The sequence below is a fragment of the Pseudomonas psychrophila genome, assembly GCF_001043005.1.
Classification (GTDB): domain Bacteria; phylum Pseudomonadota; class Gammaproteobacteria; order Pseudomonadales; family Pseudomonadaceae; genus Aquipseudomonas; species Aquipseudomonas psychrophila.
Genome location: NZ_JYKZ01000010.1, coordinates 85,755 through 108,527, shown reverse-complemented (window position 1 = coordinate 108,527; position 22,773 = coordinate 85,755). Strand labels below are relative to the sequence as shown.

General features: G+C 59.3%; 20 protein-coding genes. 11 read left to right on the top strand and 9 right to left on the bottom strand.

The annotated features are described in order from the left end of the window. The first annotated feature begins 85 nt into the window (after positions 1 to 85). The 10 genes from TU76_RS19050 to TU76_RS19010 all read left to right on the top strand — a co-directional run bounded on the left by TU76_RS19050 (position 86) and on the right by TU76_RS19010 (position 11,114). Complete coding sequence (locus TU76_RS19050) at positions 86 to 538, top strand: Lrp/AsnC family transcriptional regulator (protein ID WP_019823049.1); 453 nt, start codon at positions 86 to 88, stop codon at positions 536 to 538. 150 nt (positions 539 to 688) lie between these two features. After that, on the top strand, positions 689 to 2,371 hold the full coding sequence (locus tag TU76_RS19045) for a flavin monoamine oxidase family protein (RefSeq protein ID WP_046808582.1): 1,683 nt from the start codon (positions 689 to 691) through the stop codon (positions 2,369 to 2,371). A 145-nt stretch (positions 2,372 to 2,516) separates the two neighbouring features. After that, positions 2,517 to 3,311, top strand: coding sequence for a carbon-nitrogen hydrolase family protein (locus tag TU76_RS19040; protein ID WP_019823044.1), 795 nt, complete (start codon positions 2,517 to 2,519; stop codon positions 3,309 to 3,311). Between the two features lie 39 nt (positions 3,312 to 3,350). Continuing rightward, positions 3,351 to 5,798, top strand: coding sequence for a pyrroloquinoline quinone biosynthesis protein PqqF (pqqF, locus tag TU76_RS19035; RefSeq protein ID WP_048352324.1), 2,448 nt, complete (start codon positions 3,351 to 3,353; stop codon positions 5,796 to 5,798). A 153-nt stretch (positions 5,799 to 5,951) separates the two neighbouring features. Next, on the top strand, positions 5,952 to 6,026 hold the full coding sequence (gene pqqA / locus TU76_RS24900; protein ID WP_003444522.1) for a pyrroloquinoline quinone precursor peptide PqqA: 75 nt from the start codon (positions 5,952 to 5,954) through the stop codon (positions 6,024 to 6,026). Between the two features lie 96 nt (positions 6,027 to 6,122). After that, positions 6,123 to 7,034: a pyrroloquinoline quinone biosynthesis protein PqqB gene (pqqB, locus tag TU76_RS19030; RefSeq protein WP_019823040.1), complete on the top strand. Its 912-nt coding sequence runs from the start codon at positions 6,123 to 6,125 to the stop codon at positions 7,032 to 7,034. A gap of 119 nt (positions 7,035 to 7,153) precedes the next feature. Then, positions 7,154 to 7,906: a pyrroloquinoline-quinone synthase PqqC gene (pqqC, locus tag TU76_RS19025; RefSeq protein WP_019823038.1), complete on the top strand. Its 753-nt coding sequence runs from the start codon at positions 7,154 to 7,156 to the stop codon at positions 7,904 to 7,906. Further along, complete coding sequence (gene pqqD, locus TU76_RS19020) at positions 7,903 to 8,178, top strand: pyrroloquinoline quinone biosynthesis peptide chaperone PqqD (protein ID WP_019823036.1); 276 nt, start codon at positions 7,903 to 7,905, stop codon at positions 8,176 to 8,178. The genes pqqC and pqqD overlap by 4 nt, the downstream gene beginning before the upstream one ends. A gap of 7 nt (positions 8,179 to 8,185) precedes the next feature. Further along, a complete protein-coding gene (gene pqqE / locus TU76_RS19015; RefSeq protein WP_019823034.1) occupies positions 8,186 to 9,322 on the top strand; it encodes a pyrroloquinoline quinone biosynthesis protein PqqE in 1,137 nt (378 codons plus the stop codon). Further along, on the top strand, positions 9,288 to 11,114 hold the full coding sequence (locus TU76_RS19010; RefSeq protein ID WP_048352323.1) for a S9 family peptidase: 1,827 nt from the start codon (positions 9,288 to 9,290) through the stop codon (positions 11,112 to 11,114). The genes pqqE and TU76_RS19010 overlap by 35 nt, the downstream gene beginning before the upstream one ends. A gap of 104 nt (positions 11,115 to 11,218) precedes the next feature. On the opposite strand, the gene TU76_RS24895 is transcribed toward TU76_RS19010, so the two are convergent. Both TU76_RS24895 and TU76_RS19000 read right to left on the bottom strand, forming a co-directional pair. Beyond that, positions 11,219 to 11,377 (bottom strand): YqaE/Pmp3 family membrane protein, encoded by a 159-nt coding sequence (locus TU76_RS24895; protein ID WP_004419451.1) that lies wholly within the window; start codon positions 11,375 to 11,377, stop codon positions 11,219 to 11,221. 185 nt (positions 11,378 to 11,562) lie between these two features. Then, on the bottom strand, positions 11,563 to 12,846 hold the full coding sequence (locus TU76_RS19000) for an aspartate aminotransferase family protein (RefSeq protein ID WP_048352322.1): 1,284 nt from the start codon (positions 12,844 to 12,846) through the stop codon (positions 11,563 to 11,565). A 217-nt stretch (positions 12,847 to 13,063) separates the two neighbouring features. On the opposite strand from TU76_RS19000, the gene TU76_RS18995 reads away from it, so the two are divergent. Further along, entirely contained in the window at positions 13,064 to 13,963 is a 900-nt protein-coding gene (locus TU76_RS18995; RefSeq protein WP_019823027.1) for a LysR family transcriptional regulator, read from the top strand. A gap of 287 nt (positions 13,964 to 14,250) precedes the next feature. Here TU76_RS18995 and TU76_RS18990 read toward each other — a convergent pair whose 3' ends face one another. The 7 genes from TU76_RS18990 to bioB all read right to left on the bottom strand — a co-directional run bounded on the left by TU76_RS18990 (position 14,251) and on the right by bioB (position 22,761). Further along, entirely contained in the window at positions 14,251 to 16,029 is a 1,779-nt protein-coding gene (locus TU76_RS18990) for an acyl-CoA dehydrogenase C-terminal domain-containing protein (protein ID WP_048352321.1), read from the bottom strand. A gap of 252 nt (positions 16,030 to 16,281) precedes the next feature. After that, positions 16,282 to 18,087, bottom strand: a complete 1,806-nt coding sequence (locus tag TU76_RS18985; protein ID WP_019823024.1) for a phenylacyl-CoA dehydrogenase — start codon at positions 18,085 to 18,087, stop codon at positions 16,282 to 16,284. Between the two features lie 175 nt (positions 18,088 to 18,262). Further along, entirely contained in the window at positions 18,263 to 18,943 is a 681-nt protein-coding gene (gene bioD, locus TU76_RS18980; RefSeq protein WP_019823022.1) for a dethiobiotin synthase, read from the bottom strand. Continuing rightward, a complete protein-coding gene (gene bioC, locus TU76_RS18975; RefSeq protein ID WP_019823021.1) occupies positions 18,940 to 19,752 on the bottom strand; it encodes a malonyl-ACP O-methyltransferase BioC in 813 nt (270 codons plus the stop codon). The genes bioD and bioC overlap by 4 nt, the downstream gene beginning before the upstream one ends. Then, a complete protein-coding gene (locus tag TU76_RS18970; RefSeq protein ID WP_019823019.1) occupies positions 19,745 to 20,476 on the bottom strand; it encodes an alpha/beta fold hydrolase in 732 nt (243 codons plus the stop codon). The genes bioC and TU76_RS18970 overlap by 8 nt, the downstream gene beginning before the upstream one ends. Further along, positions 20,469 to 21,641, bottom strand: coding sequence for an 8-amino-7-oxononanoate synthase (gene bioF / locus TU76_RS18965; protein ID WP_046808576.1), 1,173 nt, complete (start codon positions 21,639 to 21,641; stop codon positions 20,469 to 20,471). Before bioF ends, TU76_RS18970 begins: the two co-directional genes overlap by 8 nt. A gap of 64 nt (positions 21,642 to 21,705) precedes the next feature. After that, positions 21,706 to 22,761 (bottom strand): biotin synthase BioB, encoded by a 1,056-nt coding sequence (gene bioB, locus TU76_RS18960; RefSeq protein WP_019823015.1) that lies wholly within the window; start codon positions 22,759 to 22,761, stop codon positions 21,706 to 21,708. Positions 22,762 to 22,773 lie beyond the last annotated feature (12 nt).

Sequence of the window (22,773 nt, the reverse complement as noted above, 5' to 3'; positions counted from 1 at the left end):
TCCGTCTAAAATTCGCGGGCCAGCAAAGTGGTTCCGCAGCCCTGTACCATGACCGCCCATCAGTCCCCTGCCACTGGAGCTTCACGTGCCTGATACCCGCCCTCCCGCGCTGGATGAAATCGACCGCCAATTGATTGCGGCCTTGCAACTCAATGCCCGTGAAAGCGTTGCGATGCTGGCTCGCCAGTTGGGAATTGCGCGTACCACCGTGACCTCACGGCTGGCACGACTGGAGAAAACCTCGGTGATTACCGGTTATGGGGTTCGCCTGGGGCAGCGCTTGATTGATGGCGGTTTGCAGGCATACGTCGGGATTACCGTGCAGCCACGCTCCGGCAAAGAGGTGGTGCGGCGCTTGAGCGCAATGGCCCAGGTGCAGCAACTGTGCGCGGTCAGTGGCGAGTTCGATTACGTGGCCTGGCTGCGCAGCGACTCCCCCGAGCAACTGGATCAACTGCTTGATCAGATCGGCAGCGTCGAGGGCGTCGAGAAGACCACCACCTCAATCATCCTCAGCAGCAAAGTTGATCGAGGATAAGTCATTTAGACCACTGACTTCGTCATATTGACTAAACAAAAGCCATAACGACGACAGTTTGCGTCTTATTACCGTGTTCCACGCTCCCTATCATGGTGCCTGTCTTTTCCTATACTCAACGTTAAGCGTGAGTCGCCAGCCAGGTCAGCCATGAACAAGAATAATCGCCACCCTAACGACGGCAAAAAACCCATCACCATCTTCGGCCCGGATTTTCCGTTTGCCTTCGATGACTGGATCGAACACCCGGCGGGCCTGGGCACCATCCCGGCACACAAGCTTGGAACTGAGGTGGCGATTGTCGGCGCAGGTATGGCCGGGATGGTGGCGGCTTATGAGCTGATGAAACTGGGCCTCAAACCCGTGGTGTATGAAGCCTCGAAGATGGGCGGACGCCTGCGCTCGCAAGCCTTTGAAGGCAGCGAAGGTGTCATCGCCGAACTGGGCGGCATGCGCTTCCCGGTCTCCTCGACCGCTTTTTACCACTACGTCGACAAGCTGGGGCTGGAGACCAAACCCTTCCCCAACCCGCTGACACCCGCCTCGGGCAGCACCGTGATTGACCTTGAAGGCCAGACCTTCTACGCACAAAAACTGGCGGACCTGCCTGCACTGTTTCAAGAAGTAGCTGACGCCTGGGCAGACGCGCTGGAAGAAGGCTCGCGCTTTGGCGATATACAGCAAGCCATCCGTGACCGTGACGTACCGCGCCTTAAAGAACTGTGGGACACGTTGGTTCCGTTATGGGACGACCGCACCTTCTATGACTTTGTAGCCACCTCCAAGGCCTTCGCCAAGCTGTCGTTCCAGCACCGCGAAGTGTTTGGCCAGGTGGGGTTCGGCACCGGTGGCTGGGACTCGGACTTCCCCAACTCGATGCTCGAGATTTTTCGCGTGGTGATGACCAACTGCGACGACCACCAACATCTGGTGGTTGGCGGTGTTGAGCAAGTACCCCTGGGGATCTGGCGTCACGCACCCGAGCGCTGCGCCCATTGGCCGACTGGCACCAGCCTGAGTTCGCTACACCATGGCGCACCACGTACCGGGGTCAAGGCCATCTCTCGTTCAGAGGACGGGATGTTTTCCGTCACTGACATACTTGGGGTCACCCGCCCCTATGAAGCCGTACTGGTGACCTGTCAGAGCTGGCTGCTGACCACCCAGATCGAATGCGAAGAGTCGCTGTTCTCACAAAAAGTGTGGATGGCGCTGGACCGTACGCGCTACATGCAATCCTCCAAAACCTTCGTCATGGTCGACCGCCCGTTCTGGAAAGACAAAGACCCCGAAACCGGCCGCGACCTGATGAGCATGACCCTCACCGATCGCCTGACCCGCGGCACTTACCTGTTCGACAACGGTGACGACAAGCCGGGGGTGATTTGCCTGTCGTATTCATGGATGAGCGATGCGCTGAAAATGCTTCCGCACCCGGTGGAAAAGCGCGTGAAGCTGGCCCTCGATTCGTTGAAAAAGATTTACCCCAAAGTGGACATCGCCAGCCGCATCATCGGCGATCCGATCACGGTGTCGTGGGAAGCCGACCCGCACTTTCTGGGTGCCTTCAAGGGCGCACTGCCGGGGCATTACCGTTACAACCAGCGGATGTACGCGCACTTCATGCAGCAGGACATGCCCAGCGAGCAACGGGGAATCTTTATTGCCGGCGACGACGTGTCGTGGACCCCGGCCTGGGTGGAAGGTGCGGTACAGACTTCATTGAACGCGGTGTGGGGCATCATGACCCACTTTGGCGGCAGCACCCACGCGGCCAACCCCGGGCCGGGCGATGTGTTCCACGAAATCGGCCCGATTGCATTGCCGGATTGATTAACACCACTTGCGCCAGCGGCAAAGGAACTTCACGGTGGGAGCGAGCCTGCTCGCGAACGGCCTTCGCGAGCAGGCTCGCTCCCACAAGGGGTACCCCAATCGGCAACAGAGTCTCTACAGAGTTAATGACCAGGAGAACCCCATGCGCGTCGCCCTTTACCAATGCACGCCTCTGCCCCTGGATGTTGCGGGCAATTTGCAGCGCTTAAATGACATTGCGCATCAAGCCAAAGACATCGACCTGCTGGTCCTGCCCGAAATGTTCCTCACGGGCTACAACATCGGTGCCCAGGCCGTGGCCAGACTGGCGCAAACCCACGACGGCGACGCCGCCCAGCAGATTGGCGAACTGGCAAAAGCCACTGACACGGCCATTGCATACGGCTACCCGGAGCGCGGAGCAGACGGGCAAATCTACAACAGCGTGCAGTTGATCGACGCTCACGGCAAAAGCCTGTGCAACTACCGTAAAACCCACCTATTCGGCGAACTCGATCACTCGATGTTCAGCAAAGGCCCGGACTCATTCCCGGTCATTGAACTCAATGGCTGGAAGCTTGGCCTGCTGATTTGCTACGACCTGGAGTTCCCCGAGAACACCCGCCGCCTGGCGCTGGCCGGTGCCGAGTTGATTGTGGTGCCCACCGCCAATATGGCGCCCTACGACTTTATCGCCGATGTCACGGTGCGCTGCCGTGCCTTCGAGAATCAGTGCTATGTGGCCTACGCCAACTATTGCGGGCATGAAGGCGACATCCGCTACTGCGGCCAAAGCAGTGTCGCCGCACCCAACGGCAAGCAAATTGCGCTGGCCGAGCATGAGCCAACCCTGCTTGTCGCGACCTTGCATCGCCAGCAACTGGCTGATGCCAAAACCGGCAATGTCTACCTGGCGGACCGTCGCCCGGAACTTTATCGCGAGCTGAGCAAGGGCTAAATCCGCTAGCATGAGCACATCTCTGTTCCGGAAGTGCCCATGCCTGCGCTGAATCACCCTCACACCCAACGTCTGACACTTGAAAACGGTCTGACCCTCTGCGTGCGCCATGAGCCGCGTCTCAAGCGCTGCGCGGCCGTTTTACGGGTTGCCGCAGGCAGCCACGATGTGCCCGCAGCCTGGCCCGGCCTCGCGCATTTCCTGGAACACTTGCTGTTTCTGGGCACCGAGCGCTTCCCGGCGACAGACAACCTGATGGCTTACGTGCAGCGCCACGGCGGCCAGGTCAATGCCAGAACCTGCGAGCGACATACCGACTTCTTTTTCGAGCTGCCACCGGGCGCCTTTGACGGCGGGCTTGAGCGCTTGTGCGACATGCTCGCCCATCCGCGCATGGCTCTGGATGACCAGCTTCGCGAACGCGAAGTACTGCACGCAGAGTTCATTGCCTGGGCCCGCGAGATTTCGGCGCAGCGCGAGATGAAGCTGTTTCAGCCATTGAACCCGGCTCACCCGCTGCGGGCATTCCATGCGGGCAACCGCTACAGCCTGCCCGTGCCACGCGCGAGTTTCCAGCAAGCCCTAAAAGACTTTTACCAAACGTTCTATCAGACCGGGCAAATGACCTTGAGCCTGAGCGGTCCGCTATCAACCCATGAATTGATCGCCCTGGCGCAACGGTGCAGCGCCGATTTGCGCCCCGGCAACAGCCTGCAGCAGGTCTGCCCGCCAGCACTGATGTCCAGCGTTGAGCCCCGCTATCAACACATCGACGGCCAGCATCTGAGCCTGATGTTCGCCTTCGAACAGTTGCTGCCGGAGTCCGACCCGGCCCTGGATTTTCTGTGCCACTGGATCAACGCAGACAAGCCCGAAGGCCTCCTCGCACAATTACGCGAACAGGGATTGATCGACACCCTGAAAGCCACGCCGCTCTATCACTTCAATGGCCAGGCACTGCTGCAGATTGAGTTCAAAGCCGACACCGATATTGCCCTGCAGGCCATGCAGATTCGAGACACGTTCCATGACTGGCTGGCGTTTTTCAGCGCACAGCAGGATTGGCCAACGCTGCGTGAGGAGTACCTCCTGCTGCTGCAGCGTCAGCAAGCGGTGAGTGGCGCATTGGAACTGGCCCGCCATGATTGTGAGCAACGCGTACCCGGCCTGTCGGATCAGGGTGTAACAACGCTCAAGGCAATTCTCGAACAGATGCAACCCGCATCCCTGCCGTCATCGCCACAAGTTTGGCAACTGCCTGCACCTAATCCGTATCTGCAAGCGGCGAAAGAGCCGGTCAGCGCCGGCCTGATTCGCGGGCAAACCAGTGCTCACCGTGGCTTGCGAACCTTTGCCCAGGACCGCTTGCGCACTCGCCGCGACGTGTCCGCCATGAGTTTCAGCACCGCAGTGCCCAGCCATAGCGGCGAGGCGGTGATTTACCTGCGCTGGCGCCTGCCCGCCAAGCCTGCTGACGCCTTGCTGGCGACACTGGACAACAACCTGCGCTCGTTGAAGCTCGATGCCCAACAAGCCGGCGTTGAGGTTTCGTTGACTGCGTCAGGTAATGACTGGTTGCTGAAGATGTACGGTTTCCACGAGCCGATGCCCGCCATTCTTGAACACGCACTGCGTGTGCTCAGCGCACCTTCGGCCGTGCCGTCGGGCAACCTGTCCCAAGACGCCGCCTTGATGCCGATTCGCCAACTGATTAAACGCCTGCCCGAGTTATGCCAACCGGCGAGCGAGTCAGCGCTCAACGATCTGCAGCACTGCTGGGCCGAGGCGCGCTGGGACGGTTTGGCAACAGGCCTGCCCGCTGCCACGCATGCCTTGATCACCCCTGTGCTGAACAAGGTTCCCGGCACCCCGGATGCACATCTGGCACACGGGCCCGTGCAGCCGGTTCAACGCCATTGGCACACCGAAACCTGCGACTCCAGCGAACACGCGCTGATCCTGTTTTGCCCGGCCCCCGAGGCCACTCTGGCTGACGAAGCCGCCTGGCGCATGCTAGCCCACGTGATGCAAACCCCGTTTTATCAACGCCTGCGGGTTGAGTTGCAGTTGGGTTATGCCGTATTCAGCGGTCTGCGCCAAATCAACGGTAAAACAGGTCTGCTGTTCGGGGTGCAATCGCCTCACGCCTCAACGACTCAAATCCTTGAGCACATCGAGAACTTCCTCGCGCATTTGCCGGATCTGATCTTGGCGCTGGATGAAACATCTTTCACCCAGACCCGTGCTGCCTTGGCACAACAATTCTCGGCCGAGGCCCTGGGCGTGTTCCAGGCCAGTGAATTGTTATGGCAAGCCAAACTGGCGGGCCACCCGTCGGATTACCTGACAGCCCTCTACACTGCACTTATGGCGCTGGATCAAGGCACTACACTGAAAGCGGCCGAGCACATTAACTCGCCGGCAAGCGGTTGGGTATGCGTGGCCACAAGCCCTGCGACTGAAACGTTTTATCAAGGGAGAAGCTGATCATTACCAACCACGTAACGGGCTTTCTTCGACATTGAGCGTTCAAAAACCGCCAAATTTAGTAACATAGCCACCTAAGCGTTTGAACCACTCCTTCGGGAGCTGGACTAATCAAGAGACACCCATTCACCCACTCACTGAAGGAGTCACCTAATGGCTTGGACTAAACCTGCTTACACCGATCTGCGCATTGGCTTTGAAGTCACCATGTACTTCGCAAGCCGTTGATCTGCACGGCCTCTTGAATAAAGGAGCCCAGCAGAGCAGCCCAACGCCTCGGTTCGCCGGGGCGTTTTTATTTACAGCATCGCAAGAGAACACGCCATGTTCGTCCAGATTCTAGGCTCCGCCGCTGGCGGTGGATTCCCGCAGTGGAACTGCAACTGCGTCAACTGCGCAGGTTTTCGTGATGGCACCCTGCGTGCTACCGCCCGCACTCAGTCCTCCATTGCGATTTCCGATGACGGTGTGAACTGGGTGCTGTGCAACACCTCGCCCGATATCCGTGCGCAACTGCAAAGCTTCGCCCCGATGCAACCGGGCCGGGCCCTGCGCGATACCGGGATCAGCGCGATCATCCTGATGGACAGCCAGATCGACCACACCACCGGCCTGCTAAGCCTGCGCGAAGGTTGCCCCCATGAGGTGTGGTGCACTGACATGGTCCACGAAGACCTGAGCACAGGCTTCCCGCTGTTCACCATGCTCAAGCACTGGAACGGCGGCCTGAACTGGAACCGCATCGAGCTTGAAGGCTCGTTCACCATTCCTGCCTGCCCCAACCTGCGTTTCAGCCCGCTGCCTTTGCGCAGTGCAGCACCGCCGTATTCACCGCACCGTTTCGACCCGCACCCGGGCGACAACATTGGCCTGATCGTCGAAGACCTGCGCACCGGCGGCAAACTGTTCTACGCACCGGGCCTGGGCAAGGTCGATGCGCCGTTGCTGGAGATCATGGCGGGCAGCGACTGCTTGCTGGTGGACGGCACGATGTGGGATGACGACGAGATGCAGCGCCGTGGCGTAGGCACCCGTACGGGCCGAGAAATGGGCCACCTGGCTCAAAACGGCCCCGGCGGCATGCTCGAAGTGCTTGAGCAATTGCCCGCGCAACGCAAAGTACTTATCCACATCAACAACACCAACCCGATCCTCGACGAAGACTCCGCCGAACGTGCCGAACTGGTTCGTCGGGGCGTTGAAGTGGCTTTTGATGGCATGAGCATCGAGTTGTAATAATTCACCCATCCCCTGTGGGAGCGGGCTTGCTCGCGATACAAACGACGCGGTGTGACTGACAAACCGCAGTGATGCCATCGCGAGTAAACCCGCTCCCACATGACTGGAGAACACAAGTGACCCAAGCCCCACTCTCCACCGCCGAATTCGAGGCCGCGCTGCGTGCCAAAGGCGCGTATTACCACATCTACCACCCCTATCAAGTGGCGATGTACGAAGGCCGCGCGACCCGCGAGCAGATTCAGGGCTGGGTCGCCAATCGCTTCTACTATCAGGTCAATATCCCGCTCAAGGACGCCGCCATCCTGGCCAACTGCCCGGATCGCGAAGTGCGCCGCGAGTGGATTCAACGCCTGCTAGACCACGACGGAGCCCCCGGCGAAGACGGCGGCATCGAAGCCTGGCTGCGCTTGGGTCAGGCGGTCGGCCTGGACCCGGATCAGTTGCGCTCCCAGGAGCTGGTTCTGCCCGGCGTACGATTCGCGGTGGATGCCTACGTCAACTTTGCCCGCCGCGCCAGTTGGGAAGAAGCCGCCAGCAGCTCGCTGACCGAGATGTTCGCGCCGCAAATCCACCAGTCGCGCCTCGACAGCTGGCCCCAGCATTACCCGTGGATCGATCCGGCCGGCTATGAGTACTTTCGCACCCGCCTAGGCCAAGCGCGGCGCGACGTGGAGCACGGGTTGGCGATTACACTGCAGCACTACACCACCTGGGAAGGTCAGCAGCGCATGCTGGAAATTCTGCAATTCAAACTCGACATTCTTTGGAGCATGCTCGATGCCATGACCATGGCCTACGAGCTTGACCGCCCGCCGTATCACAGCGTGACCACCGAGCGGGTCTGGCATAAAGGAATCACCCTATGAGCTTCGATCGCAGCAAAATCCCGACCTGGCGCACCGGCTACCGCTTTCAGTACGAACCCGCGCAAAAAGGCCATGTGCTGCTGTACCCCGAAGGCATGATCAAACTCAATGACAGCGCCGCACTGATTGGCGGCCTGATCGATGGCCAGCGCGATGTCGCGGCCATAATTGGTGAACTGGACAAACAGTTCCCCGGCGTACCCGAGCTCGGTGCAGACATCGAGCAATTTATGGAGGTCGCTCGTGCAGAGCACTGGATCGAACTCGCCTGACAGCCGCATGGCGCTGCCACCCAAGCCTGAAGTGGGCTTGCCGCTGTGGCTGCTGGCCGAACTGACCTATCGCTGCCCGCTGCAATGCCCGTATTGCTCCAACCCGCTGGATTTCGCCCAGCAAGGCAAAGAGCTGAGCACCGAGCAGTGGATCAAGGTCTTTCGCGAAGCTCGGGAGATGGGCGCGGCCCAGCTGGGCTTCTCCGGTGGTGAACCGCTGGTGCGTCAGGACTTGGCCGAGTTGATCGGCGAAGCCCGCAAACTGGGCTTCTACACCAACCTGATCACCTCGGGCATTGGCCTGACCGAGCAAAAGATCAGCGACTTCAAAAAAGCCGGACTGGACCATATCCAGATCAGCTTCCAGGCCAGTGACGAGCAAGTGAACAACCTGCTGGCCGGCTCTAAAAAAGCCTTCGCGCAAAAGCTCGAAATGGCCCGCGCCGTAAAAGCTCATGGCTATCCGATGGTGCTGAACTTCGTCACCCATCGGCACAATATCGACAAAATCGATCGCATCATCGAGCTGTGCATCGCTTTGGAGGCCGACTTTGTCGAACTGGCCACCTGCCAGTTTTATGGCTGGGCCCAGCTCAATCGCGTCGGTTTGCTGCCGACCAAAGAGCAGCTTGTCCGGGCTGAGCGCATCACCAATGAGTACCGGGCCAAACTTGAAGCCCAGGGCCATCCCTGCAAGCTGATTTTCGTGACCCCGGATTATTACGAAGAACGTCCAAAAGCCTGCATGAACGGCTGGGGCAGCATCTTTCTGACCGTAACGCCTGACGGCACGGCCCTGCCATGTCATGGTGCACGGCAAATGCCGGTCGAGTTCCCCAATGTGCGCGACCACACCATGCAGCACATCTGGTACGACTCGTTTGGCTTCAACCGTTTTCGCGGTTATGACTGGATGCCCGAACCTTGCCGCTCGTGCGACGAGAAAGAAAAGGACTTCGGTGGCTGCCGTTGCCAGGCCTTTATGCTCACCGGGGACGCCAGCAACGCAGACCCTGTCTGCAGTAAATCGCCACAACACGACCTGATTCTCAAGGCGCGCGAAGAAGCTGAGCACGCCACCCAGACCATCGAACAATTGGCCTTCCGAAATGAACGAAACTCACGTCTCATCGCTAAAGGCTGAACCGTTCAGCGCCGCGCTCGCTGTGGCCGCCGGGGTCGACTTCGCAGAATTGCGCGTCGGCCCTCGGGGCCTGTTCTGGAACGAATACCGACCACAAGATGCTGCCTGCCGTATCTGGCATTGGCACGACGGCCAGGCCCGTTGCCTGACGCCCGATGGTTTCAGCGTACGCAGCCGGGTCTACGAGTACGGCGGTGGCGCGTTTTGCCTGAGTGATGACGCCGTGGTGTTCGTCAACGAAGCCGATCAACAGCTGTACCTGCAACCCCTGGACGGTACGGCCCCACAACCCCTGACCCAGGGCACTTGCCGTTATGGCGACGTGCAGTGTGCAGCGGGCCTGGTGCTGGCCGTTGAAGAAAACCTCGATCAGCATCGGCTGGTCAGCATCGACCTGAGCACCCTTGAACGCCAGGTGCTGGCCGAAGGTGCCGACTTCTACGCGGCCCCCACACAGAGCCCTGACGGACAACGCCTGGCCTGGGTCGAATGGAGTCGCCCGCATCAACCGTGGACCTCGACCCGCTTGATGCTGGCTGAAGGCCAAACCGCAGGTCGCTGGAACCCCGCACACTGTCTGGCGGGTGATCTCGCTGAAGAATCGCTGCAACAACCGCGCTTCGACGAACACAATCGCTTGCATTGCCTGACCGACCGCGCGGGGTTCTGGCAACCCTGGGCCGAGTCGGGTCAAGGCCTGGTGCCAGCCCCAAGCGCCCACGCCGACCATGCGCCTGCGCCGTGGCAACTGGGTGCCAGTACCTGGCTGCCGATGGGCGAGCAGGCCTACCTGGCCAGTTGGACCGAGGCTGGTTTTGGACATCTGGGCATCCGCACGGCTGACGGCAACATCGACGACTTCACCGGTGATTACAGCCGTTTTCGCAGCCTGGCACTGGATGATGCGTTTATCTATTGCATCGCCGCGTCTCCCGTCTACCCCTCCGCTGTGATCCGCATTCGCCGCACCGACCACCAGGTTGACGTGCTGGCCGGTGGCGTTGCGCCGCTGCCACCCGAGCACATCAGCCGCCCACAAACCCTGTGCTACCCCTCGGGCGCGGGCCAGGCACACGGCTTTTTCTACCCCTCGATGCAGGGTGAAATCAAACCGCCCTTAGTGGTGTTTATCCACGGCGGTCCGACATCTGCCTGCTACCCGATGCTCGACCCGCGTATTCAATACTGGACCCAGCGCGGCTTTGCCGTGGCCGACCTCAACTATCGCGGCAGCAGCGGCTATGGCCGTGCCTATCGGCAAGCCCTGCACTTGAAATGGGGAGAGGTGGATGTCGAAGACGCTTGCGCGGTGGTCAGTTATCTCGCCGAACAAGGACTGATTGACCCAGGCAACGCGTTTATTCGAGGAGGTAGTGCAGGCGGTTACACCACGCTGTGCGCGCTGGCGTTCAACAACGTGTTCAGGGCGGGTGCCAGCCTGTACGGCGTCAGCGACCCGATGGCCCTGGCCCGTGCCACCCACAAGTTTGAGGGTGATTACCTGGACTGGCTGATTGGCGATCCCGAGCGCGATGCCCAACGCTACGCGGCTCGCACCCCGTTACTGCACGCCAGCCAGATCAGCGTGCCGGTGATTTTCTTTCAGGGTGAACTGGACGCTGTGGTCGTACCGCAGCAAACCCGAGACATGCTCCAGGCCCTGCAAGCCAACGGCATCCCGGCCAAGGCCCATTACTACCCCGACGAACGCCACGGCTTTCGCAAAGCCAGCAATCAGGCTCACGCGCTGGAGCAGGAATGGTTGTTTTACAGCCAATTATTGACGCACTGATCCCGTGGATGCGGGCTTGTTCGCGATAGCATCAACTCACCCTGCCTGATAGACCGAGTTGCCTGAACGCGAGCAAGCCCGCTCCACCCGAATCAGTTGCCGCACTAGCGCTTGGCGATAATCCACACCGCGTGCACGATCCCCGGGATGTAACCGCACAACGTCAGCAGAATATTCAGCCAAAAAGCCCCTGCAAAACCCACTTGCATAAATACGCCCAACGGCGGAAGCAGGATGGCGAAGATGATTTTGATAAGGTCCATGGACACAGCTCCCAATTATTGGTGGGCTCAATCGAGCCCTACCGCTAATCGACTCCGGAGCCAGACCAAAGGTTCAGTCACTACTTATCCACAAGCAAAAAAAACGCCCCATGCCGAAGAAATCAGGCACAGGGCGACGCGTTATACCGCGAGACGGTTCTTTGAATTCAGTGTGGCGGCTGCAATCAGACGGCAACCCCACGGCGACACTGCAATTGCGCGGTACGCACCCGGGCAAATGCTCGGGCCAGGCGCAGCAGCATTTCGTCGATGTTGCCTTTGCTCACGCACAAGGCCGGGGTGAAGCGCAGGCAGTCCGGTTGCGGTGCGCTGATCAGCAGCCCCTCATACAGCGCCGCCTTGACCACCTCGTGCGCCGAGTCATCCGATAAGGTCAGCCCCCACAACAGGCCCTGCCCGCGCAATTCACCCTGTGCATAACTCATGGCCAACCGGCCCAAACCCTCGCGCAGATGTTGCCCCGCGTCGCGGACTTGCTGCAAAAAGCCTTTTTCCAGCAGTGTGTCGAGCACTGCCAAACCGGCCGCGCTCATCAAGGCATTACCATGATGAGTACCACCCAGCTCGCCAGGCGCCAGGCAGCACGCCTTGCCGCGAGCCAGCAGTGCCGCCAGTGGCACCCCGCCGCCCAGGCCCTTGCCCAGAGTGATGATGTCGGCGCGAAGGCCGTAATGCTGCTCCGCCAGCAAGGTGCCGCAACGCCCCATGCCGGTCTGGACTTCATCCAGGATCAACAGAATTCCCAATTCGCGGCACAACCGCTCAACACCCTTGAGGTAATGCTCGGTCGCCGGGATCACCCCGGCTTCGCTTTGCACCGGCTCCAGCATGATGGCCACGGTCTGTGCGTCGACTGCCGCATGCAGCGCGGGCAAGTCATTAAACGGCACATTAATAAAGCCCGGCAGTTGCGGCTCAAACCGGTTATCCACCGTCGCGCTGCCTGAGGCCGACATCGCGCCAAAACTGCGACCGTGGCAACTGCGACTGGCCGTGATGATCCTATGCGCGCCACCGCGATGCAGTTGCCCCCATTTACGCGCCAGCTTGATCGCGCCCTCGTTGGCCTCGGCCCCGGTGTTGAGAAAATGAACCTGATCGCTGCCGGTGCTTTCGCACAAGCGTTGAGCCAAATCCAGCATCCCCCGGTTTAAAAACCCCGCCCCAGGGTTCATCAACGATTGCGCTTGGTCGGCCATCGCCTTGACCAGCACCGCCGGGCTGTGGCCCAGACTATTGGCTGCGCTGCCCTGGGTAAAATCCAGGTACGCACGGCTGTCGCTGTCCCACATCCACGAACCTTGCCCGCGCACAAACACGTGGGCTTCGCGCTCAACGCAGGGCATCAGGTACTCACGGGAAGGGTGGCTGCCCGACATCGAGGGCGCAGAATGCGCAGCCATCTCTTCAAGGCTGGGGGAATGGCGACGCAGGTTAAACAGGTTCATGCACGCGGACCTTGTGACCATAAACAGATTTGATTTGCAACTTGCGGCTATTTATATAGAAGGTAAACCTCTCGATGGGTTTATTGCCCTGCCTATGTATAACGCCGCTGCGCATCAGCATCTCTGGCTCGATGAGCCTTGTGGAATGCGCGTAGACTAGGCGCCTCAGGGCCGTTGAGCCATTTCGTTTTTTAAGTATTTTCGATAAGTATTACTTATGGATTTCAAGCAACTGCGTTATTTCGTCGCGGTCTACGAAGAAGGCCATGTGGGCCGTGCTGCGGAGCGTCTGTCTATCTCGCAACCCGCCCTGTCGCAGCAGATTCGCCAGCTCGAACACAACCTCGATGTGAGTCTTTTTGAGCGCAGCAGCAAACGCCTTTTGCCCACGCTTGCAGCGCACACGCTGTACAACCACGCATTGCCACTGCTCGATGGTTTGCAACGGGCCAAGGAGGCCTTGCACCATTTTCAGGGCCAGGCCCTGCGTACTATCGCCATCGGCGTGTTGCAAACCGTGCACACCAGCCTCGTCCCGCAAATGCTGGAACGTGTGCGCCAGGCCCAACCCCATTTGGTGGTGCAGATTTACGAACTGACTGGTATCGAGATCGAAAGGCGCCTGCTCAATGGCTCACTCGATATTGGTATCAGCTACCTGCCGCCCCGCCAGCCAGGACTGCACGGCATGATGCTGTACGAAGACGAGCTGCAACTGGTCATCCCGGCTGATCATCCGCTGCGTGAATTCAAGAAGGTGTCACTGAGCCAGGCCGCTGAGTTGCCGATGCTGCTGCTCGGGGAAGAGTTTCAGGTGCGTCAGATCTGGCAAACCCAACTCGCCAACCTGGGCCGCCGACCGCAGGTTCAGGCCGAACTGAATACCATGGCCGGGATACTCGACAGCCTGCCCCACAGCAAACTGGCCACTGTATTGCCGGGGCGCTCGCGTCATCAACATGATGACAAGACGTTGCTGTGGAAACCGCTGAGTGAGCCCAGAGTGCCATTGAAGGTCGGGCTGGTGTGCCGCGATGTACAGCGTCAGCAAGCCACATTGGGGTTGTTGCGCACGCTGCTTGAGGATGTGATGCAGAGCAATGAACAAACGTTGTAGCCGCGTAGCAGCTGACTCGCGGAGCGAGGCTGCTACGGAGGGATCTAACGTCAAAGTAAAAGTTCTGACGCACAAAAAAGAAAACCCCGCCGAGGCGGGGTTTTGCAGACTGTTTCCCTGACATCCTTTTCACTCCGCCATCCTGGCAGAATCCTACGTGTCCCTGTTGTTGCTTTGAGCTTCCTGCTCGACGTCCATTGAAAGTAGATTACCTCTGGATCCAATCCGGGGATATGGGAGATTGTCAGCATGTAATGTAAGCAAATGCTTACAACTCACTAAACCTTTTAAAAATGTGCCTCGTCCAGCAGATACAGCGAATCGCTGCCCGCCTTCACCGAGGCACTCAAAGAATCGATCCGTGGCAGCAAACGTGCGAAGTAGAAACGTGCAGTCCCCAGTTTGCTGACATAGAAGGCTTCATCGGCCTCTTTGCCCAGCGCGGCCTTGGCCATTAGTGCCCACATGTACGCATACGTTGTGTAACCAAAAACATGCAGGTACTCGACGGCCGCGGCTCCGATCTCGTTCGGATTGTTTTGCGAGCGGTCCAGCACCCAGGCTGTCAACTGATCAAGTGTGTCCAAAGCCGCAGCCAATGGCTGGGTGAACTCGTTCAGTTCGCTGTTAGCCGAGGCTATAAACTGACGGATTTCGTCGGCGTACTGGCGGTAGTAAACACCCTGATTACCCACGATCTTGCGCCCCACCAGATCCAGCGCCTGGATGCCGTTGGTGCCTTCGTAGATCTGGGTAATGCGCACATCGCGAACCAGTTGCTCCTGGCCCCACTCACGAATGTAGCCATGGCCGCCGAACACTTGCTGGCCGTGCACCGTGGTTTCAAGCCCCAGATCCGTGAGGAAGGCCTTGGCCACGGGCGTCAGCAAGGCAACCAGGCCGTCGGCGCGCTCACGGGCCGTGGCATCTTCACTGAACTTGGCGATATCCAGCTGGTTGGCAACATAGGTCGAAAAGGCCCGACCGCCTTCGTTAGAAGCCTTCATGGTCAACAGCATGCGACGCACGTCTGCGTGCACGATGATCGGGTCCGCCACTTTGTCCTTGGCTTGTGCGCCGGTTGCAGCACGCCCTTGCAGGCGGTCACGGGCATATTCCACGGCGTTCTGATACGAGCGCTCGCCGCAAGCAAGGCCCTGAATGCCTACTCCCAAACGTTCGTAATTCATCATGGTGAACATCGCAGCCAGGCCACGGTTAGGCTCTCCCACCAGGTAACCCACTGCCTCATCAAAGTTCATCACGCAGGTGGCTGACGCCTGAATGCCCATTTTGTGTTCAATCGAGCCACACGTCACCGGGTTGCGATCACCCAGGCTTCCATCGGCATTGACCATGAATTTTGGCACCAGGAACAGCGAAATTCCTTTAGGCCCGGCAGGTGCATCCGGCAATTTGGCCAGCACCAGATGGATGATGTTCTCGGTCAGGTCGTGCTCGCCACCGGTGATGAAGATTTTGGTGCCGCTGACTTTGTAAGCACCATCCACTTGCGGCTCAGCCCGGGTACGAATGATCCCCAGATCCGTCCCGGCATGGGGCTCGGTCAAGCACATGGAACCGGCCCACACGCCCGAGTACATGTTCGGCAGATAAGTGGCTTTCAGCTCTTCGCTGGCGTGGGCGTTGATTGATACGCAGGCCCCGGCGGTCAACATCGGATACAAACCGAAGGACAGCCCGGAGGAGTTGATCATTTCTTCCACTTGGGCCGACACGGCCTTGGGCATGCCCATGCCGCCGAACTGTGGATCACCGCCGACGCCGACCCAGCCGCCTTCAGCGTAAGTACGATAGGCATCGACGAAACCGGCCGGGGTGGTTACTGCACCATTGTCCCAGTGGCAACCCTCCTCATCACCGCTGCGGCTCAGGGGCGCGATACTTTTAGCGGTAACCTTGCCCGCCTCTTCAAGAATGGCTTCTACCGTTTCAGCATCTACGGTTTCTGCCAACGCAGGCAATTGCGCCCAAAGTGTAGCGACCTCGAAAACTTCATTGAGGACGAAGCGCATATCGCGCAGGGGCGCTTTGTAGTCAGCCATGGCAAACCTCGTAATCTGTATACGGCGATTAATGTAGGACCCAGTCTAGCTTAACGACGATAGTGATACATAGGGTCATGCTGTGACCACGATCAATAAATAAGTCAAGAAAACATATCTAATGTGGGAGCGAGCCTGTTCGCGAAAGCTTTCGCGAGCAGGCTCGCTCCCACTGGTTTTTTTGGGGAGCACCAAAAACCAAAAAAGCCGCGCCCCAAAGGGAACGCGGCTTTTTGGATGACCCGTCAGGACTTAGTAGCCCAAGTCGAAGTCTTCTTCTTTCATGTCCATCAGGTTGGCAGCGCCCGACAGCATGGTGGCAACGTGCGCGCGAGTGCGCGGCAAGATGCGCTGGAAGTAGAAGCGTGCCGTTTGCAACTTGGCTTTGTAGAACGCTTCTTCGGATGTGCCAGCCGCCAGCTTTTCAGCCGCCAGACGGGCCATGTCAGCCCAGAAGTACGCCAGGCATGCATAACCCGAGTACATCAAGTAATCGACCGAGGCCGCACCCACTTCTTCACGGTCTTTCATGGCCGCCATACCGACCTTCATGGTCAGCTCGCCCCATTCCTTGTTCAGTGCAGCCAAAGGCGTGACGAATTCGTTAAGCGCTTCGTTGCCTTCGTTGCTCTGACAGAACTTATGGACGATTTTGGTGAAACCCTTGAGGGCTTCGCCCTGGGTCATCAACACTTTACGGCCCAGCAGGTCGAGGGCCTGGATACCGGTGGTGCCTTCGTACAGCATCGAAATACGGCTGTCGCGAACGTTTTGCTCCATGCCCCACTCAGCGATAAAGCCGTGGCCGCCGTAGATTTGAACGCCATGGTTGGCGGATTCAAAACCGACTTCCGTCATGAACGCTTTAGCGATCGGCGTCATGAAAGCCAGCAGTGCGTCGGCTTTCTTTTTCTCTTCTTCATCAACGCCGTATTTCACGATGTCGACTTGTTTGGCGGTGAAGTAAACCATCGCACGGTTGCCTTCGGCGAATGCCTTCATGGTCAACAGCATGCGACGTACGTCCGGGTGAACGATGATCGGGTCAGCTGCCTTTTCAGGCGCTTTAGGACCGGTCAGCGAGCGCATTTGCAGACGGTCGCGGGCGTATTTCAGACCACCCTGGAAACCGATTTCGGCGTGGGACAAGCCCTGCAGCGCGGTACCCAGTCGTGCGGTGTTCATAAAGGTGAACATGCAGTTCAGGCCTTTGTTCGGAGGGCCGATCAGGAAACCTGTGGCGCCGTCGAAGTTCATCACGCAGGTGGCGTTACCGTGAATGCCCATTTTATGCTCAAGCGAGCCACAGGATACAGCGTTGCGCTCACCGATGCTGCCATCGGCGTTAGCGTTGAACTTGGGCACGATGAACAGCGAAATGCCTTTGGTGCCAGCCGGTGCATCCGGCAGGCGGGCCAGAACGATATGGACGATGTTATCGGCCATGTCATGTTCGCCGGCCGAGATGAAGATCTTGGTGCCCGAAATCTTGTACGAACCGTCAGCCTGAGGCTCGGCCTTGGTGCGCAACAGCCCCAGGTCGGTACCACAATGGGATTCGGTCAGGCACATGGTGCCGGTCCATTCGCCGGTAACCAGCTTGCTCAGGTAAGTGGCTTGCTGCTCGGGGGTGCCGTGTTCGGAAATGGTGTTCATCGCACCGTGGGACAGGCCCGGGTACATGCCCCACGACCAGTTGGCAGCGCCAACCATTTCACTGACGGCCAGACCCAGCGACTCCGGCAGGCCTTGGCCACCGTGTTCTACGTCGTGGGCCAGGCTCGGCCAGCCGCCTTCAACGAATTGTTTGTAGGCTTCTTTAAAGCCGGTAGGGGTTTTAACGCCGGATTCACTCCAGGTGCAGCCTTCGATGTCACCCACACGGTTCAGAGGTGCCAGCACCTGCTCACAAAACTTGGCGCCTTCTTCAAGAATGGCGTCAACCATATCTGGAGTAGCGTCCTGGCAAGCCGGCAGGCTCTGATAATGCGCTTCGTAACCGAGCAGTTCGTCACGAACGAAGCGAATATCACGCAAGGGGGCCTTGTAGTCAGGCATAGCGATAAACCTCTGCTGATGAATCCGGGGATGAACAACCGCGTGGATTTGTTATGGCGGTCAAACAGGTGTTTGAAACATACGTTTACGCCTATTTATTGTCAAGCAGCGCGAAGCCGCCGTTCGTCTTAGGACGGCTCGTAGTCAAAGGAGGATTGATTTGTGGGAACTGCTGTCAGTCCAGCAAATCGAGTTGCAGATACTCAGCCACGGATTGCGCCGATGCCGATTTAAGTTTTGGCACTCGCCCCAGGCAGGGTGCAGGCAGACGCTCGGCCAGGGTGGCGAGGTTTTCTTCCAGGCGTGAGGTTTTCGGACCAATGATATTGGCTACCCAGCCAGCCAGTTGCAGGCCATCGCGGGCAATCGCTTCGGCGGTCAGTAACGCATGGCTGATGCAACCCAAACGCACGCCCACCACCAGAATCACCGGCAGATCCAGCGCTTGAGCCAAATCCGACAAGCTGTCTTGCCCTGAAAGCGGCACGCGCCAGCCACCCGCGCCCTCAATCAGGGTGAAATCTGCCTGCCTGGCCAAAATGTGCTGCATGGGTTCCAGCAGTGAACGAACCGTCAATACCACCCCGGCTTCGCGCGCAGCGATGTGCGGGGCGATAGCCGGTTCAAAGGCTACCGGGTTGACCTCGTCATAACTCAACTTGATCGAGCTTTCGGCCATCAACGCCAGCGCGTCTGCATTGCGCAGGCCCTGCGGTGTGATTTCGCATCCGGACGCAACCGGCTTGCCTGCCGCAGTGCTTAACCCGGCTGCACGGGCGGCATATAAAAGACCTGCCGCCACCGTGGTCTTACCCACATCGGTATCAGTACCGGTAATGAAGTACGCAGGGCTCATCGCGTTTTCTCCAAAATGCCGTAGACCACTTGGTACGTCGCCGGCAACCCAAGCGGCTGACGAAACTGTTCATAGGCACCCATCATTCCCTGAAGCCGCGCCCTGCCGCTCAACCCTTCGGGGCGACCTGGGTTCAGATTGTGTGCCCCCAGGGCTTTAAGCTCATGGGTCAGCTGGCGAACCTGCGCGTAGTGCAGCACATGAGGCTGTTTGTGCAAGTCGAGCACCTGCAAGCCACTGTCCGCACACAACTGTTGATAGGTCTCAAACTCACGAAAACGATTGACGTGGACCTGACCATCGACGGCTCGCCAGCTGTCGCGCAACTCACTCAAGGTACCCGCGCACAAACTGGCGAACGCCAGCACCCCGCCGGGTTTGAGCACCCGATGAGCCTCGCTCAGTACCGCCCTGAAATCCGCACACCATTGCAGCGCTAGACTGGAGAAAATCACATCGCAGCTATTGGATTGCAGTGGCAAGTTCTCGGCATCGCCCGCAATGAAATGCTGCGCACCACCCAAGGGCCGGGCGAAGGCCAGCATGCCTTGGGCAATGTCCAGCGCCAGCCCCTGACTATCGGCAAAACGCTGACCCAGCACTCGGCTGAAATAACCCGTGCCACTTCCCAGATCCAGCCAGCGCTGCGGGCCGAGGTTGGCCGGCAGTCGGGCGATCAGTTCATGGCCCACGTCTCGTTGCAGTTCGGCGACACTGTCGTAACTGGCAGCCGCCCGGGAAAAGGAGACCGCAACCTGACGCTTGTCCGGCAAGCTGGCCGCAAGCATCGCAACACTCAAATCATTCATCGCCCGACTCGTGTAAAAAATCCTGGATAGCCGCCGCCAATTCGTGGGGAGCCTCCAGTAAAAAAGCATGACAAGCCTGTTCAATCAGACCCACTTCGACATCGGGCAATAACCCCAGTACATCGGTCCCTGCCTGCAGCGGCACCAGCGCATCCAGCCCGGCAAACAGATGCAGTTGTGGCCCACTGAAACGTTGTAAGGCACCGCGGGTATCCAGCTTACCCAGCAGTTCAAGACCGGCCAGCAGGGTGTCCGGCTGGGCTTTGGGTGCTGCGCCCAACAACAGCCCGGCCAATGCCCGAGACTCAGGGGAGCCCTGGCTGCACAGCAGGCAAAAGCGTTTCAGGGTGGTGTTCGGGGCATCGCGAAAACCGCTGAGGAACGGTTCGAAAGTAGACGCGGGCATGGCGCTGGGCCAATCCTCGCGACTGACAAAACTCGGGTTGCTGGCCAATGTCACCAGCCCACAACAACGATCGCCCCGGCGTGCCGCCAGCTCACTGGCGAGCATCCCGCCCAGTGACCAGCCGCCCAGCCATACGTTGTCGGGCAAGGTCGAGTCGAGCTCGTCGAGCCAGTCGTCAAGGTCGGTAGACAGCAGCACCGGCAGCGGTTCGATCTCGACCCGCAAGTGCTCGTCCAGAGCGCGCAATGCCTCGGCCAAAGGTTCCAGGGGTGAAACCCCCAGGCCCCAGCCCGGCAGCAAAACCAAACGATCACGCATGATCTGGCTCCAACGTACGCCAACAGTCTTCGAGTGCACTTAACAATAGCTGCACCTGTGCTTCTGTGTGAGCCGCCGACAAGGTCACACGCAAGCGTGCGCTGCCTGCGGGTACGGTTGGCGGACGAATTGCCGTCACCATCAAGCCACGCTCGCGCAACATCTGCGACACGCGAACGGCCCGGCCACTGTCGCCAACCATGATTGGCTGGATCGGGGTAAAGCTGTCCATCAACTGCAGGCCGATTTGCTCGGCGCCACGCCGAAACTGGCCGATCAAGGTGTTCAGATGCTCACGTCGCCAATGCTCGGTGCGCAGCAGCTCAAGGCTTTTCAACGTTGCGCAGGCCAGGGCAGGCGGCTGACTGGTGGTGTAGATGTAAGGCCGGGCGAACTGGACCAGGCTTTCAATCAGCTCTTCACTGCCCGCAACAAAAGCACCGCTGGTGCCAAAGGCCTTGCCCAGCGTCCCGACCAGCACCGGCACATCGTCCGCGCTCAAGCCGAAGTGCTCGACAATCCCGCCGCCATTGGCGCCCAAGGGGCCAAAGCCGTGGGCATCGTCCACCATCAACCAGGCACCTTTGGCTCTGGCTTCACGGGCCAGCGCAGGCAGGTCGGCCAGGTCGCCGTCCATGCTGAAGACGCCATCCGTCACCACCAGCGTGTTGCCGCAGGCCTTTTCCAGACGCTTGGCCAGGCTGGCCGCGTCGTTATGCAGATAGCGATTGAACCGCGCGCCGCTCAGCAAACCGGCATCCAGTAGCGAGGCATGGTTCAGGCGATCTTCCAGCACCGTGTCACCCTGCCCCACCAGCGCAGTGACAGCGCCCATATTGGCCATGTAGCCATTGCTGAACAGCAGTGCCCGCGGGCGGCCGGTGAACTCGGCCAAGGCCTCTTCAAGTACGTGATGCGGGGTGCTGTGACCAATGACCAGATGCGACGCCCCGCCCCCCACACCCCAGCGCGAAGCACCGGCCTGCCAGGCTTCGATGACCTGCGGATGATTGGCCAGCCCCAGATAGTCGTTGTTGCAGAAGGCCAGCAACGGCTGACCGTCGACCACCACCTGCGGCCCTTGCGGGCTTTCCAGCAGCGGGCGCTGACGGTACAGATTATCGGCACGACGAACGGCCAGACGGGCACTTAAATCAAAAGACATGCTGGCCTCAATGAGCGGTCGTAGCCGCTGCCGAAGGGACGAGGCAGCTGCTACGGGGGGTGGGTTAAACCACAGCGTTATAAAACTGCTCGCTGGATTTCTGATCTCGCAGTGCATGCTCGATCACGGCCTGATGCACCTCGTCAGCATGATCTTCACCCGCCTCCGGCAAGATCCCCAGACGGCTGAACAACTGCATGTCCTTGTCAGCCTGAGGGTTGGCCGTGGTCAGCAATTTGTCGCCATAAAAAATCGAGTTGGCCCCGGCAAAAAACGCCAGTGCCTGCATTTGCTCGTTCATTGCCTCACGGCCTGCCGACAGGCGTACATGGCTGTGCGGCATCATGATCCGCGCTACCGCCAGCATGCGGATGAAATCAAACGGGTCGATGTCTTCCGCGTTTTCCATCGGCGTGCCGGCCACTTTCACCAGCATGTTGATCGGCACCGACTCGGGGTGCTCAGGCAGATTGGCCAGCTGGATCAGCAGGTTGGCGCGGTCGTCCAGCGATTCGCCCATGCCCAGAATGCCGCCGGAGCAGATTTTCATCCCGCTATCTCGCACGTAACTCAAGGTTTGCAGGCGTTCACTGTAAGTACGCGTGGTGATAATGCTGGTGTAGAACTCGGGCGAGGTGTCGAGGTTGTGGTTGTAGTAATCAAGACCGGCGTGGGCCAACGCTGCAGTTTGCTCCTGATCGAGCTTGCCCAGGGTCATGCAGGTTTCCAGCCCCATGGCCTTCACCCCTTTGACCATTTCCAGCACGTAGGGCATGTCTTTGGCCGACGGGTGCTTCCAGGCTGCGCCCATGCAAAAACGGGTGGCGCCGATGGCCTTGGCCCGCTGTGCCTCTTCCAGCACCTTTTGCACCTGCATCAACTTCTCTTTGGCCAGGCCGGTGTTGTAGTGGCCAGACTGCGGACAATATTTGCAATCTTCTGGACAGGCGCCCGTCTTGATCGACAGCAGCGTCGAAACTTGTACCCGGTTGGCATTGAAATGCTTGCGGTGAACGGTCTGCGCTTCGAAAAGCAGGTCATTGAAGGGCTGGGTAAACATCGCCCGGACCTCGGCTAAAGACCAATCATGTCGCAGGTTGGCAAGGCTGCTGGCGCTCATCGGCGTTTCTCT

What these genes read in the sequence shown, in the direction of transcription:
- bioB (WP_019823015.1), bottom strand. Translation starts at nt 22,761, where the DNA reads ATGAGCGCCAGCAGCCTTGCCAACCTGCGACATGATTGGTCTTTAGCC.
- TU76_RS19000 (WP_048352322.1), bottom strand. Translation starts at nt 12,846, where the DNA reads ATGAACCTGTTTAACCTGCGTCGCCATTCCCCCAGCCTTGAAGAGATG.
- TU76_RS18995 (WP_019823027.1), top strand. Translation starts at nt 13,064, where the DNA reads ATGGATTTCAAGCAACTGCGTTATTTCGTCGCGGTCTACGAAGAAGGC.
- TU76_RS18985 (WP_019823024.1), bottom strand. Translation starts at nt 18,087, where the DNA reads ATGCCTGACTACAAGGCCCCCTTGCGTGATATTCGCTTCGTTCGTGAC.
- pqqD (WP_019823036.1), top strand. Translation starts at nt 7,903, where the DNA reads ATGAGCTTCGATCGCAGCAAAATCCCGACCTGGCGCACCGGCTACCGC.
- bioD (WP_019823022.1), bottom strand. Translation starts at nt 18,943, where the DNA reads ATGAGCCCTGCGTACTTCATTACCGGTACTGATACCGATGTGGGTAAG.
- pqqE (WP_019823034.1), top strand. Translation starts at nt 8,186, where the DNA reads ATGGCGCTGCCACCCAAGCCTGAAGTGGGCTTGCCGCTGTGGCTGCTG.
- bioC (WP_019823021.1), bottom strand. Translation starts at nt 19,752, where the DNA reads ATGAATGATTTGAGTGTTGCGATGCTTGCGGCCAGCTTGCCGGACAAG.
- pqqB (WP_019823040.1), top strand. Translation starts at nt 6,123, where the DNA reads ATGTTCGTCCAGATTCTAGGCTCCGCCGCTGGCGGTGGATTCCCGCAG.
- TU76_RS24895 (WP_004419451.1), bottom strand. Translation starts at nt 11,377, where the DNA reads ATGGACCTTATCAAAATCATCTTCGCCATCCTGCTTCCGCCGTTGGGC.
- pqqF (WP_048352324.1), top strand. Translation starts at nt 3,351, where the DNA reads ATGCCTGCGCTGAATCACCCTCACACCCAACGTCTGACACTTGAAAAC.
- TU76_RS19045 (WP_046808582.1), top strand. Translation starts at nt 689, where the DNA reads ATGAACAAGAATAATCGCCACCCTAACGACGGCAAAAAACCCATCACC.
- bioF (WP_046808576.1), bottom strand. Translation starts at nt 21,641, where the DNA reads ATGTCTTTTGATTTAAGTGCCCGTCTGGCCGTTCGTCGTGCCGATAAT.
- TU76_RS19040 (WP_019823044.1), top strand. Translation starts at nt 2,517, where the DNA reads ATGCGCGTCGCCCTTTACCAATGCACGCCTCTGCCCCTGGATGTTGCG.
- TU76_RS18970 (WP_019823019.1), bottom strand. Translation starts at nt 20,476, where the DNA reads ATGCGTGATCGTTTGGTTTTGCTGCCGGGCTGGGGCCTGGGGGTTTCA.
- TU76_RS19010 (WP_048352323.1), top strand. Translation starts at nt 9,288, where the DNA reads ATGAACGAAACTCACGTCTCATCGCTAAAGGCTGAACCGTTCAGCGCC.
- TU76_RS18990 (WP_048352321.1), bottom strand. Translation starts at nt 16,029, where the DNA reads ATGGCTGACTACAAAGCGCCCCTGCGCGATATGCGCTTCGTCCTCAAT.